This is a genomic window from Polaribacter sp. 11A2H (genome assembly GCF_011379025.1).
In the GTDB taxonomy this organism is placed as follows: Bacteria; Bacteroidota; Bacteroidia; order Flavobacteriales; family Flavobacteriaceae; genus Polaribacter.
In genome coordinates this window covers 76,521-93,008 of the sequence record NZ_WTLD01000012.1, presented here as the reverse complement: position 1 = coordinate 93,008, position 16,488 = coordinate 76,521, and the positions used below count along the sequence as shown (strand labels likewise).

16 protein-coding genes and 1 pseudogene are annotated in these 16,488 nt (G+C 30.5%); 11 read left to right on the top strand and 6 right to left on the bottom strand.

Annotated features, from left to right (window positions below; all coding sequences use genetic code 11):
• Positions 1–1,299: 1,299 nt before the first annotated feature.
• On the bottom strand, positions 1,300–2,046 hold the full coding sequence (locus tag GQS58_RS14135; protein ID WP_166387023.1) for a DJ-1/PfpI family protein: 747 nt from the start codon (positions 2,044–2,046) through the stop codon (positions 1,300–1,302).
• A 267-nt stretch (positions 2,047–2,313) separates the two neighbouring features.
• On the opposite strand from GQS58_RS14135, the gene GQS58_RS14130 reads away from it, so the two are divergent.
• Positions 2,314–4,248, top strand: coding sequence for a CocE/NonD family hydrolase (locus GQS58_RS14130; RefSeq protein ID WP_166387021.1), 1,935 nt, complete (start codon positions 2,314–2,316; stop codon positions 4,246–4,248).
• A 52-nt stretch (positions 4,249–4,300) separates the two neighbouring features.
• Here the strand turns inward: GQS58_RS14130 and GQS58_RS14125 are convergent, their stop codons facing one another.
• Positions 4,301–5,506: an MFS transporter gene (locus GQS58_RS14125; RefSeq protein WP_166387019.1), complete on the bottom strand. Its 1,206-nt coding sequence runs from the start codon at positions 5,504–5,506 to the stop codon at positions 4,301–4,303.
• A gap of 233 nt (positions 5,507–5,739) precedes the next feature.
• Here GQS58_RS14125 and GQS58_RS14120 point away from each other — a divergent pair, with 233 nt between their 5' ends.
• Positions 5,740–6,366, top strand: coding sequence for a DUF1684 domain-containing protein (locus GQS58_RS14120; protein WP_166387017.1), 627 nt, complete (start codon positions 5,740–5,742; stop codon positions 6,364–6,366).
• On the opposite strand, the gene GQS58_RS14115 is transcribed toward GQS58_RS14120, so the two are convergent.
• Together GQS58_RS14115 and GQS58_RS14110 are read right to left on the bottom strand one after the other, a co-directional pair.
• Positions 6,367–6,615 carry a hypothetical protein gene (locus GQS58_RS14115; protein WP_166387015.1) on the bottom strand — a complete coding sequence of 83 codons (249 nt, stop codon included), beginning with the start codon at positions 6,613–6,615 and terminating at the stop codon, positions 6,367–6,369.
• A complete protein-coding gene (locus GQS58_RS14110; RefSeq protein WP_166387013.1) occupies positions 6,615–6,941 on the bottom strand; it encodes a nucleotide pyrophosphohydrolase in 327 nt (108 codons plus the stop codon). Before GQS58_RS14110 ends, GQS58_RS14115 begins: the two co-directional genes overlap by 1 nt.
• Positions 6,942–7,155: 214 nt before the next feature.
• Here GQS58_RS14110 and GQS58_RS14105 point away from each other — a divergent pair, with 214 nt between their 5' ends.
• Positions 7,156–7,410: a type II toxin-antitoxin system Phd/YefM family antitoxin gene (locus GQS58_RS14105; RefSeq protein WP_166387011.1), complete on the top strand. Its 255-nt coding sequence runs from the start codon at positions 7,156–7,158 to the stop codon at positions 7,408–7,410.
• 1 nt (position 7,411) lies between these two features.
• Positions 7,412–7,669: pseudogene (locus GQS58_RS14100) on the top strand (Txe/YoeB family addiction module toxin).
• A gap of 79 nt (positions 7,670–7,748) precedes the next feature.
• Here the strand turns inward: GQS58_RS14100 and GQS58_RS14095 are convergent.
• Both GQS58_RS14095 and GQS58_RS14090 read right to left on the bottom strand, forming a co-directional pair.
• Positions 7,749–8,522 carry an alpha/beta fold hydrolase gene (locus GQS58_RS14095; RefSeq protein ID WP_166387009.1) on the bottom strand — a complete coding sequence of 258 codons (774 nt, stop codon included), beginning with the start codon at positions 8,520–8,522 and terminating at the stop codon, positions 7,749–7,751.
• 78 nt (positions 8,523–8,600) lie between these two features.
• Entirely contained in the window at positions 8,601–9,314 is a 714-nt protein-coding gene (locus tag GQS58_RS14090) for a pyridoxine 5'-phosphate synthase (protein WP_166387007.1), read from the bottom strand.
• Between the two features lie 66 nt (positions 9,315–9,380).
• Here GQS58_RS14090 and GQS58_RS14085 point away from each other — a divergent pair, with 66 nt between their 5' ends.
• The 7 genes from GQS58_RS14085 to GQS58_RS14055 all read left to right on the top strand — a co-directional run bounded on the left by GQS58_RS14085 (position 9,381) and on the right by GQS58_RS14055 (position 16,433).
• Complete coding sequence (locus GQS58_RS14085) at positions 9,381–10,034, top strand: CBS domain-containing protein (protein WP_240914628.1); 654 nt, start codon at positions 9,381–9,383, stop codon at positions 10,032–10,034.
• A gap of 36 nt (positions 10,035–10,070) precedes the next feature.
• The gene (locus tag GQS58_RS14080; RefSeq protein WP_166387003.1) at positions 10,071–10,970 is read left to right on the top strand and encodes an NAD kinase; all 900 of its coding nucleotides are present in this window, start codon (positions 10,071–10,073) and stop codon (positions 10,968–10,970) included.
• A 104-nt stretch (positions 10,971–11,074) separates the two neighbouring features.
• Positions 11,075–11,773 carry a DUF6089 family protein gene (locus GQS58_RS14075; protein ID WP_205860441.1) on the top strand — a complete coding sequence of 233 codons (699 nt, stop codon included), beginning with the start codon at positions 11,075–11,077 and terminating at the stop codon, positions 11,771–11,773.
• Between the two features lie 7 nt (positions 11,774–11,780).
• A complete protein-coding gene (locus GQS58_RS14070; RefSeq protein WP_166387001.1) occupies positions 11,781–12,524 on the top strand; it encodes an isoprenyl transferase in 744 nt (247 codons plus the stop codon).
• Between the two features lie 7 nt (positions 12,525–12,531).
• Complete coding sequence (bamA, locus tag GQS58_RS14065) at positions 12,532–15,063, top strand: outer membrane protein assembly factor BamA (RefSeq protein WP_166386999.1); 2,532 nt, start codon at positions 12,532–12,534, stop codon at positions 15,061–15,063.
• 64 nt (positions 15,064–15,127) lie between these two features.
• Entirely contained in the window at positions 15,128–15,907 is a 780-nt protein-coding gene (locus GQS58_RS14060) for an OmpH family outer membrane protein (protein ID WP_166386997.1), read from the top strand.
• A gap of 19 nt (positions 15,908–15,926) precedes the next feature.
• On the top strand, positions 15,927–16,433 hold the full coding sequence (locus GQS58_RS14055; RefSeq protein WP_166386995.1) for an OmpH family outer membrane protein: 507 nt from the start codon (positions 15,927–15,929) through the stop codon (positions 16,431–16,433).
• Positions 16,434–16,488 lie beyond the last annotated feature (55 nt).

Sequence of the window (16,488 nt, the reverse complement as noted above, 5' to 3'; positions counted from 1 at the left end):
TATTCGAAGCTATTTCCTGCTTTCACTACTCGCTTTTTTTATTCAGAAAAAGAATAAAAAAGAGCTCAAACAAACCGTTCAATCAGGGCTAGACTTGTTTGCTCACTTTTTGAAAACTAAAAATTTAATACATATCTATTAAATAAATATTTTGGCTAAAGCCCTTTTCTTTTTGAATTCTAATACCCTAGGGAAAAATCTATAGGCAATTGATCTATTGCGAGGAATTAGTGTAGAAATTTTTGTTTCAAAAACAAATCAATAGCAATAGGCTTCAGCCTATTGTTTATATTAAAAAGTAAATTATCGGCTTTAGCCAAAACCCTAAAAAACAGCAATCTTCCACATTAAAAAGGATTATTGGAAGGCAAATCGACCTATATCGTAATGTTCATAATTTGCATCTATCGGATTAAAAAACTTCCATCTATCAATACTATAATTCTTTACTGTTCTAAATATAAGAATTAAATGCTCAGCTAGTGCTCGTTTGCAACGAGTACCCTATATGTTATTGGCACTCGTTAAAAACGAGCGAGAGCAAAAGAAATTAAAGAAAAAAGGTTAAAATATCAACAGTTATTCGAACCGCTTCAATCCTTAACCCGTATTTTAAACCTAATAAGGATTTTTTTTTTAAGATTACCAAAACATTTTCAGACCTCACAGGTTTTCAAAACCTGTGAGGTCTTTTTTCAACGCACAATTCTCCACAATTTGTCATTTCCAACTTTGGGGGAGAAATCTCATAACAGTGATATCGAAACACTAACCAAACTTTATGCGATTTCTCCTAAAGTCGAAATGACAATTGTTTAAAAAAAAATACGCTTTATTCCGTTTGCCTCTGCTAGTGCTCGTTTGTAACGAGTACCAAACCTAATTGTTCTATATATTGTTGGCACTCGTTAAAAACGAGCGCGAGCTAAGAAATAAAAGAAAAGAGTTAAAATATCAACAGTTATTCGAACGGATTCAATCCTTAACCCGTATAGAAAACTTAATAAGGAAGATTTTTTAAGATTACCAAAACGTATTCAGACCTGACAGGTTTTTAAAACCTGTCAGGTCTTTTTTAAATGCATATTCACACAAATTTGTCTCCGCTAGTGCTCGTTTGTAACGAGTACCGAACCTAATCTTCTATATGTTATTGGCACTCGTTAAAAACGAGCGTGAGTAAAAGATAAATCTCATAACAGTGATATCGAAACACTAACCAAACTTTATGTGATTTCTCCTAAAGTCGAAATGACAATTGTGTAAAAAAAATATACTTTCTTCTAAGAAACAAATTAACTACTCTACAATTAAATGCGGAACTTCATCAACATTCCAATCAATTACCAAACCACCAGCTAAAGATTTAGCCACTTCTTTTCCGTATAAAAATTCACATAAATATAACGCAGCTTCAAAAGATTTTGCACCACCAGCAGAAGTAATGTATTTTCCGTCGTGTACGAATAACACTTCTTTTCTAATATCTAAATTTGGGAAAGTTGCTCGCATTTTATCAATATCACTCGGGAATGTTGTAGAAACCTTTCCGTTTAAAACTCCTGCTTTAGCCAAAACAAAAGCACCATCGCAATGAGAAGTCATATAAGTAGCTTCTTTATCTACTTGTTTTACAAAATCTATCATTGCCGTATCTTCTAAATCGGAATCTAAATGATGTTCTGCGGACGGAACTACTAAAATGTCAATTTTTGGTAACGAGTCTTTTAAGTAATTAAAATCTGGTAGAATTCTCATTCCTTCAAAAGTTGTAACTGGTTTGTCTGTATTTGCAACTGTAAACACATTCATTGCCTTAATATTTTCTTTAAAAATGGTGTGCTGAAAAATATCGAAAGGTGCTGTTAATTCTGTATTAAAGGTTCCGTCCATAATTAAAAAAGCAACATTATATCTGTCTTTTTCTAATTTTGGAAATACTTTTTTAACCTGAACTTCTTTTATATTTTCAGTCTTTTTTTCTACTTTTTTAGGTTGACAACCTATGAAAGTAATTAACAATAAGGATAAAAAAACTCTTTTCATTTTATATGTTTTAAGCAACCATAAAAGTATTCAAATTCATTTTAACAGCATATTAATAAACAATAATTTTACTTTCTAACTTAAATTAAAGTTGGCAAAAATTCTTAGCCCTGATTGAAACGACATCCTTTTTTTGAGGTACGAAAAAAAAGATATAGTGGAAAGCAGGAAATAGCTACTAAAAAAAAACAATTTTCATTTTAACAGAAGAATTTTTACCAACTCTTTTTTGTTTTGTAGATTTAGCCAAAACTAATTTACCTTTATATGAAGAAACTTTTACTTTTAACATTTTTAAGTCTTTTTTTACTGACTTCTTGTAATTCTACCATAGAAAAAGAAGCTAAAAAAGAGACTTTTGTAGCAGATAATTACACCAAAAAGGAAGTAAATATTGTAATGCGAGATGGTACAAAATTGCATACAACTATTTATTCGCCAAAAGATACTAGCAAAGAATATCCTATTTTAATGCAAAGAACACCTTATAGTTCTGCGCCTTACGGAGATGGAAAAATGAAAACTAAAATTGGTCCGAATGTTCATTTAATGAAAGAATTGAACATTGTGGTGTATCAAGATGTGCGTGGACGTTGGATGAGTGAAGGCGTTTATGATAATATGCGTGCTTACATTCCGAATAAAACAGACAAACAATCTGATGAGGTTTCTGACACCTACGACACGATTGATTGGTTGGTGAAAAACGTAGAAAACAATAACGGAAATGTAGGTACTTGGGGAATTTCGTATCCTGGACATTATGCAACAATTTCTACAATAGATGCGCATCCGGCTTTAAAAGCTGCTTCTCCACAAGCGTGTATTGGCGATTTTTTCTTTGATGATTTTCATCATAATGGCGCGTTTATGTTAAGTTACTTTAGAGCGATTTCTTTATTTGGCACATATAAAGACACTCCAACAGATTCTGCTTGGTATTCATTTCCTAAAATGGATTCTGAAGATCAATATCAGTTTTTCTTAGACAAAGGGCCTTTAAAAAACTTAAACGAATATTTTCAGTATGATAGATTAGATGTTGCAAATAGCGAAAAAGATAAAAATAGAATTGATGATTTTTTCTGGAAAGAACTTGTAGAACATCCTAATTACGATTCTGTTTGGCAGAGTAAAGGGATTATTCAGCATTTAGACAAAGTTCCTTCTACGGTTGCAACCATGATTGTTGGTGGTGAGTTTGATGCAGAGGATTTATACGGACCTTTATCTACGTACAAAGCGATTGAGAAAAACGGAAAAGACAATTACAATACCTTAGTTTTTGGACCTTGGGATCACGGAAAATGGTCTAGAAATACTGTAGAAAATTATGTAGGTAATTATTATTTTGGAGATTCTATTTCTTTAAAATTTCAGTCTGATGTAGAAACAAAATTCTTTAATCATTTCTTAAAAGGAAGTGGTGATAAAAATTCTGGTTTGCCAGAAGCATATGTTTTTGATTCTGGTAAAAAAGAATGGAATTCTTTTGATGCTTGGCCTCCTAAGAATGTGGTAAAAGAGGATTGGTTTTTGTCTGAAAATCAAGAATTAAGATATTCAAATCCGGATATTAAAATTAAGAGAAAGATAAACTCTGTTCCATTTATTAGTGACATAAAACACCCTGTTCCGTATTCAGAGGATATTAAAACGGTTTTTACGCCACGTAAATACATGACAGACGACCAACGTTTTGCTGCAAGAAGACCTGATGTATTGGTTTTTGAAACGGATGTTTTAACAGATGATTTTACGTTAGCCGGAAATATTTTAGCTAAATTAAAAGTAGCAACTACGGGTTCTGCAGCAGATTGGATTGTAAAAGTGATTGACGTTCATCCTGCGGACGCAGAAGAAAATAATGATAAATTACAAGATCATTTAAAAATGAGTAATTATCATTTAATGGTTAGAAGTGAGGTTTTAAGAGGTAGATTCAGAAATAGTTTTGAGCATCCAGAACCTTTTATCCCGAATAAAAAGACGGATGTAAACATTACCTTGCAAGACGTTTTTCATACATTTAAAAAAGGTCATAAAGTACAAGTGCAAGTGCAAAGTACTTGGTTTCCTTTAATTGATTTGAATCCGCAAACGTATGTAGACAATATTTACAAAGCAGACGAAAAAGATTTTAAAACACAAACACATACTGTTTTTACAGATTCTAGTATTGAGTTTTCTGTGTTGAAATAAAATATTAAACATTTAATTTAAAAAATCCATCAAGAAAACTTGATGGATTTTTTTATATCACCTCTTTCCTTAAAACTCTTAAGAGATAAAGTAGAATTAAGACACCTACAAATGCAAATGCTGTAACGAGTATCCATGTGGTTTCAAAACCAAATTTAGCCACCAATTGCATACCAATATTGTGGCTAAAAATATGTGATAAAGAGAAAGAAATACTATACAAAGCCATGTATTCTCCTTTATTTCCTTTTTCTGCTCTATCTATAGCAAAAGCATTCGAAAACGGAAAAGCAATCATTTCTCCTACAGACATTAATAAAATTCCGATAATTAAAACACCTGCCCAACCTGTTAAGTTTAAAATAATAAAACTAAAACCGACCAGAAAAAGACCTAAAGCAATTAATTTGACTTTAGATTTTTTTAAATCTTCTAACCATTTTATCAAAGGCATTTCGAGTAAGAAAATAAAAAGTCCGCTTAAGCCCATTAATAACCCAATTTCAAATTCTGATAAAAAGCGCTTATCACTATAATATAAAGGTATTGTAGAAAAATATTGCATAAATACAAATCCGAAAATAAACATGGCAATAAAAAAGACCCAAAAAGCTTTGTCTTTATATACAGAAATTGGGTTTTCTACTTTTACTTCATCTTGTACTTTTGCTTTCTTAGGATGTAATACTTTTAGTAATAAAAAAGCTGCCAAGACACAAGTAATTCCATCCATCCAAAACAAGCCTGCATACCCAATTCCAGTAATTATTAAACCTCCAATAGCAGGACCTGCAGAAAAACCTAAATTAATAGCCAAACGAATTAAAGTTACAGAACGTGTTTTATTTTCTGGTTTACTATATGCGCTTAAAGCCACAAACATTGCGGGTCTAAAAGCATCTGCAACTAACATAACCGTAAAAATACCAAAACAAAATTCGTTAAAAGTGGTTGCAAATTGCAGAAAAACAAATAGAATTCCTGTACCAAATAAACTGACCAACATTACTTTATAATAACCAACTATATCAGTCAACTTTCCCCCAATCCAAGTTCCTACAACAGAACCTAAACCAAAGAAAGACATGATCCAACCCACATCTATTAATGAAAAATGAAGGCTTTTTGTAAGATATAATGATAAAAAAGGAATGACCATTGTACCAGATCTGTTGATAAAAGTGATTAATGATAACCACCAAACTTCTGTAGAGAGCCCTCTAAAAGTGTCTATATAATTGTTGTAAAATTTTTTCATTTTAGTTTAGCTGATATGGTAAAAATAAAAAAGTCCGACTTCACAGTCGGACTTTTTTATTTGTTTTATTTTATATTGATAATATCAAAACATATAAACAGACCGACATACTCGCGTTTTACGCGATAACTTGGTAAGATATGTAATGACTCTGTTCATAATTAATTTATTAATATGCCAAAGCTACATAAAATTATTTGAATGTTGTATTTTTGATTTGTAAATAAATTATAATGAAAAAAATAGTAATTCTACTCTCTGTCACTTTTCTATTGATGTCTTGTAACTCACAAGGCAAACGCCCATTAATTGGTAAAACTATTTATCAACAAGAACTAAACGCTAGCTATAAAGACGCATCTAAATCTCCTTTAAAAAAGAAAGATTTAAAAAAATTTAAAGGCTTAGATTTTTTTGATATTGATTCTACCTTTATTGTAACTTCAAAATTAGTTAGAATAGAAAATGCACCCACTTTTGAAATGGCAACTACTACAGACAGAAAGCCTTTGTACAAAGAATACGGGAAATTACATTTTACGTTGCAAGGAAAAAAATGTGAATTAACCATTTATCAAAGTCAGGATGATTTAACTGATGAAAAATATAAAGACTATTTATTTTTACCTTTTACAGATGACACTTCTGGTGAAGAATCTTATGGTGGCGGGCGTTATATGGATGTAATGCTTACAGATATTACTGCAGAAAGTACGATAAGCTTAAATTTTAACAACACTTACAACCCTTATTGCGCTTATAACGAAAAGTATTCCTGCCCAATAACACCAAGAAAAAATCATTTAGATGTAGAAATAAAAGCAGGAATAAAGTCTTTTAAAAAGATACTAAGAAAATAATTAAACCATTTTTTTATTAGTCATATAAAAACCATAAACAGCACTAAAGACCACTTTAAAACCAAAAAAGTTTTTCCATTTGCCGTCTGTAAAATTGGTTTCTGCAACTTTAGTAAAATCTCCAGAAAAAATATCGCTAAAACTAGCCATAAATAAGGAAACTAAAGTAACTATAATAAAGAAAGGTATTGCAACTCTTGCAAAATTAGACCAAAAAAGTGGTTGTTTTATTTTTTCTGAAAATGTCATTATTTTAATTTTTGATTATTGTGATGACGATCGTGATCGCGTTTTGTTTTAATATCTAATTTCTTTTCGAAAGCATCTTGCAAATCGATTCCTGTTTGGTTTGCCAAACACAAAACCACAAACATTACATCTGCTAATTCTTCTCCCAAATCTTTATTTTTATCAGATTCTTTTTCACTTTGCTCTCCATAGCGTCTTGCAATAATACGTGCAACTTCACCAACTTCTTCTGTTAATTGTGCCATGTTTGTTAACTCATTAAAATAACGAACCCCATGAGCTTTAATCCAATCGTCTACTTGTTTTTGTGCGTTTTCTATGTTCATTTTTTTGTGTTAAAAGATTGAAAAATTGTAAGATTCAAAGATATTGATTCTAAAATTATTTAGTTTGTTTCTGAGGGTAAAAAAACGCTAACTTCAATTACCTCTAAAATTAATTATTTAAACAGACGTTATATTATTTCAATTGTCAGCAATACTAAAAAAAATCAAACACCATTTTTTGTACATATATTTGTACGTTATAAGATACAATATTATGCAAATAGCAACTGTTTCTGACTTTAGAAAAGATATTAAAAGTTACTTGGATAGAGTAACAAAAAACTTTGAAACTTTATTTATAAATAGAGGAAAAGATTCTGGAATTGTAGTAATGTCATTACAAGAATATAATTCTTTAATGGCTACAAATCACAAACTTTCTTCTCGAAAAAATGAATTGCGATTAGATGCAGCAATTGACAAACTAAAAAACGGAACGACTTTAAATAAAGAGCTAATCGAAAATTAAAATGAAGTATATATTCGTTGATGAGTCTTGGGAAGATTATTTATATTAGCAAAAAACCGATAAGAAAAAACTAAAAAAGATTAATGAACTTCTGAAAGAAATATCACGAAATCTATTTGACGGAATAAGTAAACCAGAACCGTTAAAACACAAATACGCTAGATTTTGGTCTAGGCGAATTGATAGTGAGCATAGACTGATTTACCAATATAACGAAAGCGAGATATTAATTGCGAAGTGCAGGTTTCACTACGATTAAAATACTACTACTACTACTACTACTACTACTACTACTACCAAAAAAACTTAATGTAGTTATATTTTCACCTCCTTTTCATTTACTTCAAAAACTCAGAAACTTCAGAATAAAAATCCTTCGGATTTTCAGCATGCAGCCAATGACCTGCATTTTTAATTTCAATAATTTTAGAATTCGGAAAATGTGCTTCAATAATTGGTTCTTCGTCTTGTGTAATATAATCAGATTTTTCTCCTTTTAAAAATAACGTCTCTTTTTCGAAAACCGTAAAAGAAGGTAAACCTTCACCTATTTCCGGGTTATTTTCGGTTAGAGATTCTAAATTAAATCTATAACCTAATTGTCCTTTTTCTACCCAATAAACATTCTTTAATAAAAACTGACGCACTCCAAATTCTGGAATTAATTCTGCTAGTTTTTTATCAACCAAAGTCCTCGTATTTTGTACAGAAAAATCAATTGAATTTAAACCTGCTAAAATAGCATTATGATGTGGTTGATACATTCTTGGAGAAATATCAACAATAATTAATTTATCTACCAATTCTGGATACGTAACAGCAAACAACATCGCGGTTTTGCCTCCCATAGAATGGCCAATGATATTTACTTTTTCTAATTGATAATGCTGAATATAATTATGTAAATCCTCTACTAAAACTTCATAATTAAATTCATCTTCATGAAAACTACGTCCGTGATTTCTTTGGTCTATTAAATGAACTTCAAAGTCTTCTGAGAACTGGTTTCCAATTGTTTTCCAGTTATCAGACATCCCGAAATAACCATGTAAAATTAATAATGGTTTTCCTTCTCCTTTTATGGTTGAATGTAATATTGGGTTTTTTGACATATTTTATAATTTTTCTCGCAAAGACGCAAAGAGTTTTGTTTGTTACTGTCACTTGGACTGAGACTGAACACTGTAAACTTATTTCAACCTGTGTAAATACATATTCACCACATTCTCTAAACCTAAATAAAGGCTTTCTGCAATAAGCGCGTGCCCAATAGAAACTTCTGACAAATTAGGAATATTCTCCTTAAAGAATTTAATGTTATCTAAGCTTAAATCATGCCCAGCATTAATACCTAAACCTAATTTATGAGCTAAAATAGCCGCTTCCATATATGGCTTTATAGCATCAAAATTACCTAAATCATATTGTGTTGCAAAATCTTCTGTATATAATTCAATTCTGTCTGCTCCTGTTTTTGCAGCTGCTTCAATTAGTTTTGCATCTGTATCAATAAAAATAGAAGTTCTAATTCCGTTTTGTTGAAACTCTTTAATTACTTCTTGTAAAAAAGATTGATGTGTAATGGTATCCCAACCTGCATTAGAAGTAATTGCATTTAAAGCATCTGGCACCAAAGTAACTTGTGTTGGCTTAACTTCTAAAACCAAATCCATAAAAGACTGTATCGGGTTTCCTTCAATATTATACTCGGTAGTAACAATATTTTTTAAATCTCTAGCATCTTGATAACGAATATGTCTTTCATCTGGTCTTGGGTGAATTGTTATTCCCTGAGCACCAAACGCTTCTATATCACTGGCAACTTTTAACAAATTAGGGACATTTCCTCCACGAGAATTTCTTAAAGTTGCTATTTTATTAATATTTACACTTAACTTTGTCATTGTCTAAAATTAGGCTGCAAATATAATTTATTAAATCATTTTATCCTATATTCGTAAAGCATGAATATGAACGACTACTTATTAGATCAAATAAAACCACTTCGCTTAAAAGACACTGTAAAAAGTGCTCAAAAAATGTTTAGTGACTATCATATAACACATTTCCCTGTTATTGAAAACAATAAATTATTAGGTTCTTTTGCTGAAGAAGATGTACAAACAATAGAAAATAATGAAGATGAATTAGTTGAACACGCACATTTATTAAATTCTTTTTTTGCTGATGAAAAAGCAACTGTTTTAGAACTATTAAAGATCTTTGCAGATAATGACACCAATATTATACCTGTTTTAAACGAAACTAAAGACTATATTGGTTATTTTGATTTGCGAGATGTCTTAGATGTTTTTTCTACAAGTCCGTTTATGGTTGAAGAAAGCGAAACTTTAATTATAGAAAAATTAAGGAATGACTACTCTATGAGTCAGGTTGTACAAATTATAGAAGCAAGTGGCGGCCAATTACTCGGTTTATACATATCAGAAAAAGATGTAGATAGTATACAAGTTACTATTAAGGTAGTTTCTGAAGAAATAAATGAAATTATGCAAACTTTTAGAAGGTATGATTATAAAATTATATCTATGCATGAAAATGATATTTATTTAGAAGACTTAAAAAGTAGGTCTGAATATTTACAGAAATACTTAGAAATGTAAACCTTTAAGAGGGCATTTACCAAAAAAAACAACGAATTGAAGAAAGCAGCAATTTACGGTCAATCATACGCGATTACATCAGAAAAAGAAGTTAAAACATTAATACATGTTTTACAAAAAAATAAGATTGATTTTTATATTGAACATGGGTTTTACAACCTTTTAATTGAGCACAAAGTATTAGAAGATTCTTACAAATCATTTGATAACTTTAATGATTTAGACAATACTTTTGATATAATGCTTACGCTTGGTGGAGACGGTACCTTTTTACGTTCTGCAACACATATTAGAGATTTAGACATTCCTATCTTAGGAATAAATACAGGTAGATTAGGTTTTTTAGCCATTGTTGCCAAAGACGTTATAGAAGAAAGTATAAATTTGGTTTTAAAAGGCGAATACACTATACAAGAAAGAACCCTTTTATCTGTTAAAACAGAACCTAAAACAAAAGATTTTGAAGAGTTAAATTTTGCCTTAAATGAAGTAACCATAGCCAAAAAGAACACTACTTCTATGATTGGTGTAAAAACGTATTTAAACGAAGAATACCTTACCAATTACTGGGCAGATGGCTTAATAATATCTACACCAACAGGTTCTACAGGTTATTCTTTAAGTTGTAACGGCCCTGTTATTTTACCAGACTCTAAAAACATAGTAATTACACCAATTGCACCACACAACTTAAATGCAAGACCTATAGTAATCTCCGATGAAACTAAAATAGAATTAAAAGTAGATTCTAGAGAAAAAAGTTTCTTAATATCATTAGACTCTAGAGTAACTAGTGTACCAAACAATACTAAGATTTTTATAGAAAAAACTGACTTTACCATAAAGAGTATTTTACCAAAAAATCAATCTTTCTTAAAGACATTAAGAAGTAAACTTTTGTGGGGTGAAGACATTAGAAACAAAACAAATGTTTAACGCAGTGCTTACAATATTTGTTTAAAAAAGTTGTTATTCAAAAAAGACTATATATTAACTTTATAAAGCAATTGGAATTTTCTATATTTGCCCACTATTTTATAATGAAAAAAAGAATATTATTTTTTGTATTTGTAAGCTTCACCTCCATTTTCTTGGGGCAACTTCATGAAGTAGGCCTTACTATTGGAGGCACTAACTATGTTGGTGACATTGGTAGAAACTACTATTTCTACCCAAACAGACTAGCAGGAGGACTTACTTATAAATACAATTGGAATCCTAGAATTGCTTTAAGAGCAACTTACAGCCTTTTACCTATTACAGGAAATGATGCAGATGCAGATACAGGGTTTAGAAGAGATCGATTAGACGCTAGCGGAAAAACATACAAGTTTTCTAACAATATAAATGAATTAGCTGTTGGTATCGAGTATAATTTCTATGAGTATGATTTATCTTCTTATGATAAAACTTGGACACCTTACCTAATCTTAGAATTGGCTGTTTTTAATCATACAAGCGTAAGTTCATACTTACCAACAGGAGGAATAAACGAATTTAAGAAGAAAACCTCTCTGGCTATTCCTTTTGGTTTTGGTTATAAGTCTAAATTATATGGTACTTTAGCATTTGCAATTGAAGCAAAATTTAGATATACTTTTGACGATGGTTTAGACTACCTTTCTAAAGATACACCAAATGTAATTTTAGACGGCACAGGTAACGATTGGTATATGTTTACAGGTGTTTCTTTAATATATACCTTTGGTAGACCTGCTTGTTATACAAACGGATTATAAAAAAAATATGGATAAAAAATTACTAATCGACCTAGAAAGAACGCCAAAACATGTTGCTATTATAATGGATGGTAATGGCCGTTGGGCCAAGGGTAAAGGAATGAATAGAATTTTTGGCCATAGAAATGCACTAACAGCCGTTAGAGAATCTGTTAGCGCAGCTTCTCAAGTAAATATTGAGGCAATTACTCTTTATGCTTTTTCTACAGAAAACTGGAACCGACCTAAATTAGAAGTAGACGCTCTAATGAGTTTATTAATTAATTCTTTAAAAAAGGAATTACCCGGCTTCATGAAGAATGGAGTAAAAGTAAACGCAATTGGAGCCATAGAAAGTCTACCTAAAAAAGCTCAAAAAGTTTTAGGCGATGTAATTTCTCAAACAAAAGACAACACAGATATTGTATTAACCTTTGCTCTTAGCTATGGTTCTAGAGAAGAAATTGTTAATACTATTAAAAACATATCTAAAAAAGTTGTTAATAATGAGATAAATATCGAAGAAATTGATGAAAATACTATTAATAACCATTTATATACGTTTAATTTGCCCGACGTAGACTTAATGATTAGAACTAGTGGAGAACAACGCATTAGTAATTTCTTATTATGGCAAATGGCATACGCCGAATTATATTTTACAGATATACTTTGGCCAGACTTTAGAGAAGAGCATTTTTACGATGCTATCATAGATTATCAGAATAGAGAACGAAGATTTGGAAAAACAAGCGAACAAATTACAGAATAAATTTTTTATGAAATTATTTTCTGCATCAATAATGTTTATAGCATTATTTTTTACTTTTAGTGCCAAAGCACAAACTGAAATAGATAGTTTATCAACAGTAAAAATAGACACCACTTCTGTTAAAGACACTTCTTTTGAGAAAGGGAAGGAATATACTCTAGGCAGCATCAGTGTAACTGGTTTAAAAAAGTTTAGTGAAGAAACTGTTAGGGTTTTTACGGGCTTAAGAAACGGGCAACCTATAAAACTACCAGGAGACAAACTTACAAGTGCCATTAAAAAATTATACGAAAGTAAACAATTTAGTAACGTAGATGTTTACCTAGCTAGATTAGATGGCAGTACAGTATACCTACAATTTGATGTATTAGAATTACCTCAATTAAACAACATTACTATAGCAGGTATTAAAAAAGGAAAAGCAAAAGAACTACAAAAAGATGCTGAACTAAAAAGAGGTGCAATGGTTACTGATAACCTTATTGTTACTACTAAAAACTACTTTACAAAAAAATATACAGATAAAGGTTACCTAAAAACGAAAGTTAATTTAGATGTTAAAAAAGATACATCTGACATTAACATTGTTAATATGGCTATTTTTATTGATAGAGGAAAAAAGATTAAAATTAAGGACATTAATTTTACAGGAAATAAAGCGCTTTCTAATAAGAAACTTAAAAAAACGATGAAAAACACCAAAGAAAAATTTCTTGGTCGTTTTTGGAAAGGATCTAAGTATATAGAAGAAGATTTTCAAGAAGATTTAGAAAGCATCTTAGATAAATATAGTAGATTAGGTTACAGAGATGCACGTATTCTTAGTGATAAAATTAGTTGGAACGATGACAATACTATAGATATTGATATAGCATTAGAAGAAGGAAGACAGTACAGATTTGCAGATATATTTTTTGTTGGTAATAAAGAATACACTTCAGAACAACTTCAATTATATTTAAGAATAGAAAAAGGAGACGTATATAATGGTGCCGTTTTAGAAGAACGTGTTAAAGGTGATGGTAGTCCAACATCTCAAGATATTTCTACTTTATATCAAGACAACGGTTTTTTATTCTCTTCTGTTAATGCTGTAGAAACTAAAGTTCAAAATGATTCTATTACAGTAGAAATTAGAATTAGAGAAGATGAAAAAGCTCGTATAAAAAGAGTAACCGTTACTGGTAACGACAAAACTAATGATCACGTTTTATTTAGAGAATTACGCGTAAAACCGGGAGATTTATTTAGTAGAAGTGCAATTATTAGATCTATTAGAGAAATTGGTCAATTAGGTTTCTTTGACGCCAATGTTTCTCCGGATGTAATACCAGATTACCAAAATAAAACGGCAGATATCGACTTTTCTGTTGTAGAAAAAGGTGGAAGTCAAATAGAGTTACAAGGTGGTTACGGTGGTGGTTCTTTTATAGGAACATTAGGTTTATCATTCAATAACTTTTCTATAAGAAACATTTTTAACAAATCTGCATACAAGCCATTACCAATGGGAGATGGTCAAACACTATCTTTAAGGTTACAAACAAGTAGAACCTATAATACCTATAGTTTTTCTTTTACAGAACCATGGTTAGGTGGTAAAAAACCAAAATCATTGTCTTTTTCTGTATATTCTTCTAATCAATATCAATTAGATTTTAATACTTATGATGTAGATAAAAGTAAAAGTTTAGGAATTATTGGAGCATCTGTAGGATTAGGACAACGTTTAAATTGGCCAGATGATTTTTTCCAATTATCTCAGTCTATTAGTTACCAAGCATTAAAATCTAACAATTATAATTTTGGTTTAGCAGGTTTAAACTTAAACAATGGTACATTAAACAATCTTTCGTATAACATTTCTTTATCAAGAAATTCTGCAGGACCTAGTTTAATATTCCCAACGTATGGATCTGAATTTACAATCGGAGCAAAAGCAACATTTCCATATTCTTTATTAAATAATAAAGATTATAAAGATAGTAGCTTAGATGCTGTAGACAAATACAAATGGTTAGAATACTATAAATTAAATTTTAAAGGAAAATGGTACACTGCATTTACAGATAAATTGGTATTAATGACCAATGCAGAGGCAGGGTACCTAGGTTTTTATAATAATGATTTAGGAGCAACACCTGTAGAGCGTTATTTTGTTGGAGGTGACGGTATTGCTGCTTACCAATTAGACGGTAGAGAAACAGTAGGTTTAAGAGGTTATGAAAACAGTGGACTTTCATCTAACTATGGTGGAACCATTTATAATAAATTTCAATTAGAATTACGTTATTCAATTACAGATGCACCTTCTGCATCAATTTATACACTTGGGTTCTTAGAAGCAGGTAATTCTTATGACGATTTCGATGAGTTTAACCCGTTTGATATAAAACGTTCAGCAGGTGTTGGGGTAAGAATTTTTATGCCAGCATTTGGATTATTAGGAATTGATTTTGCACATGGTTTTGATCCATTACCTGGACAAACTGAAAAATCTGGTTGGCAAACACACTTTATAATTGGAAAACAATTCTAAGAAAACTGCTACTTTGTAAGGGAAAAGTTTTTTTGGCACGGTTTTTTCTAAATACTTAATACAAATGAAAAAAATATTTTTATTAATAGTTCTTTTACTTAGTGTTACTTTTTCTTGGTCTCAAAGAGGGCAATCAATTGCTTATATAGATATGGAGTATATTCTAGAAAATGTTCCGGAATATCTAGATGCTCAAAACACCCTTGATGCTAAAGTTGCTAAATGGAGAAAAAAATTAGATGAACAAGCTAGACATATAGAAATCTTAAAAACAGATCTGGCAAATGAAAAAGCAATTCTAACAAAAGATTTAATTGAAGAAAAAGAAGAAGAGATTAGTTTAAAACAAATAGAATTAAGAAGACTAGAGTCTTTGTACTTTGGACCAAATGGAGATATGTTTTCTGTAAGAAAACAATTGGTAAAGCCAATACAAGACCAAGTCTACAATGCAATACAAAGTATTTCTTTAAGAAAAAATTATGACTTTGTTTTTGATAAATCTAGTGACTTGGTAATGCTATATTCAAATAAAAAATACGATATTAGCGACCTTGTTTTAGCAACTATAGATCGAAGTCGATTAATAGCTGAAAAAGGAAGACAAAGAGAAGAAAGAAATCTTGCTCCTACAAACGAGCTAACAGATAGACAAAAAGAAGTTATTACTAAAAAAGAAGAAGCACAAGCAAAGAGAGTTGCAGATGCAGAAGCAAAAAAGAAACTAATAGCTGAAAAAAGAGAAAAACTGTCACAAAACCGAGAAGAAAAAAGAGAGTTGTTAAGAGCAAAAATAGAAGCTTTAAGGAAGAAAAAAGAGGAACAAAAAAAAGAACAAGAATAATAATTAAATTAAAACAAGAATGAAAAATTTAAAATCGTTACTATTAATTGCTGTATTTACTTTAGGATTAGCAGGTGTTGCAAATGCACAAAAAATAGGTCATATAGACTTTGAAAAATTAGTTGCAGAAATGCCACAAACTAAGACACTAAAATTAGACATGGAGAAGCTTGGTAAAACTTACCAAGATGAGATTACTGGAATGGAGAAGAAAATTGAAGCAACAAGACAAAAGTATGTTGCTGAGTCTAAAGGTCAAACTAATGAGACGAATGACCAAAGAGCTCAAGAGTTACAACAAGAAGCTGCAAAAATTGAACAAGCAAGAAGATTTGCTTACCAAGATATGCAGAAAAAACAAAATGAAGGTTTACAACCAATCATAGAAAAAGCACAAACTGCTATAGATGCTGTAGCTGCTTCTAAAAATGTAGTATATGTTTTAGACGCTTCTGTAGGTAAAGGTTTATTGGTTAAAAAAGGTGAAGATTTATTTGACGCTGTAAAAACTAAATTAGGTTTTTAATAAAACTACTTAATAATAGAAATTAAAACCTACTGAAATTCAGTAGGTTTTTTTA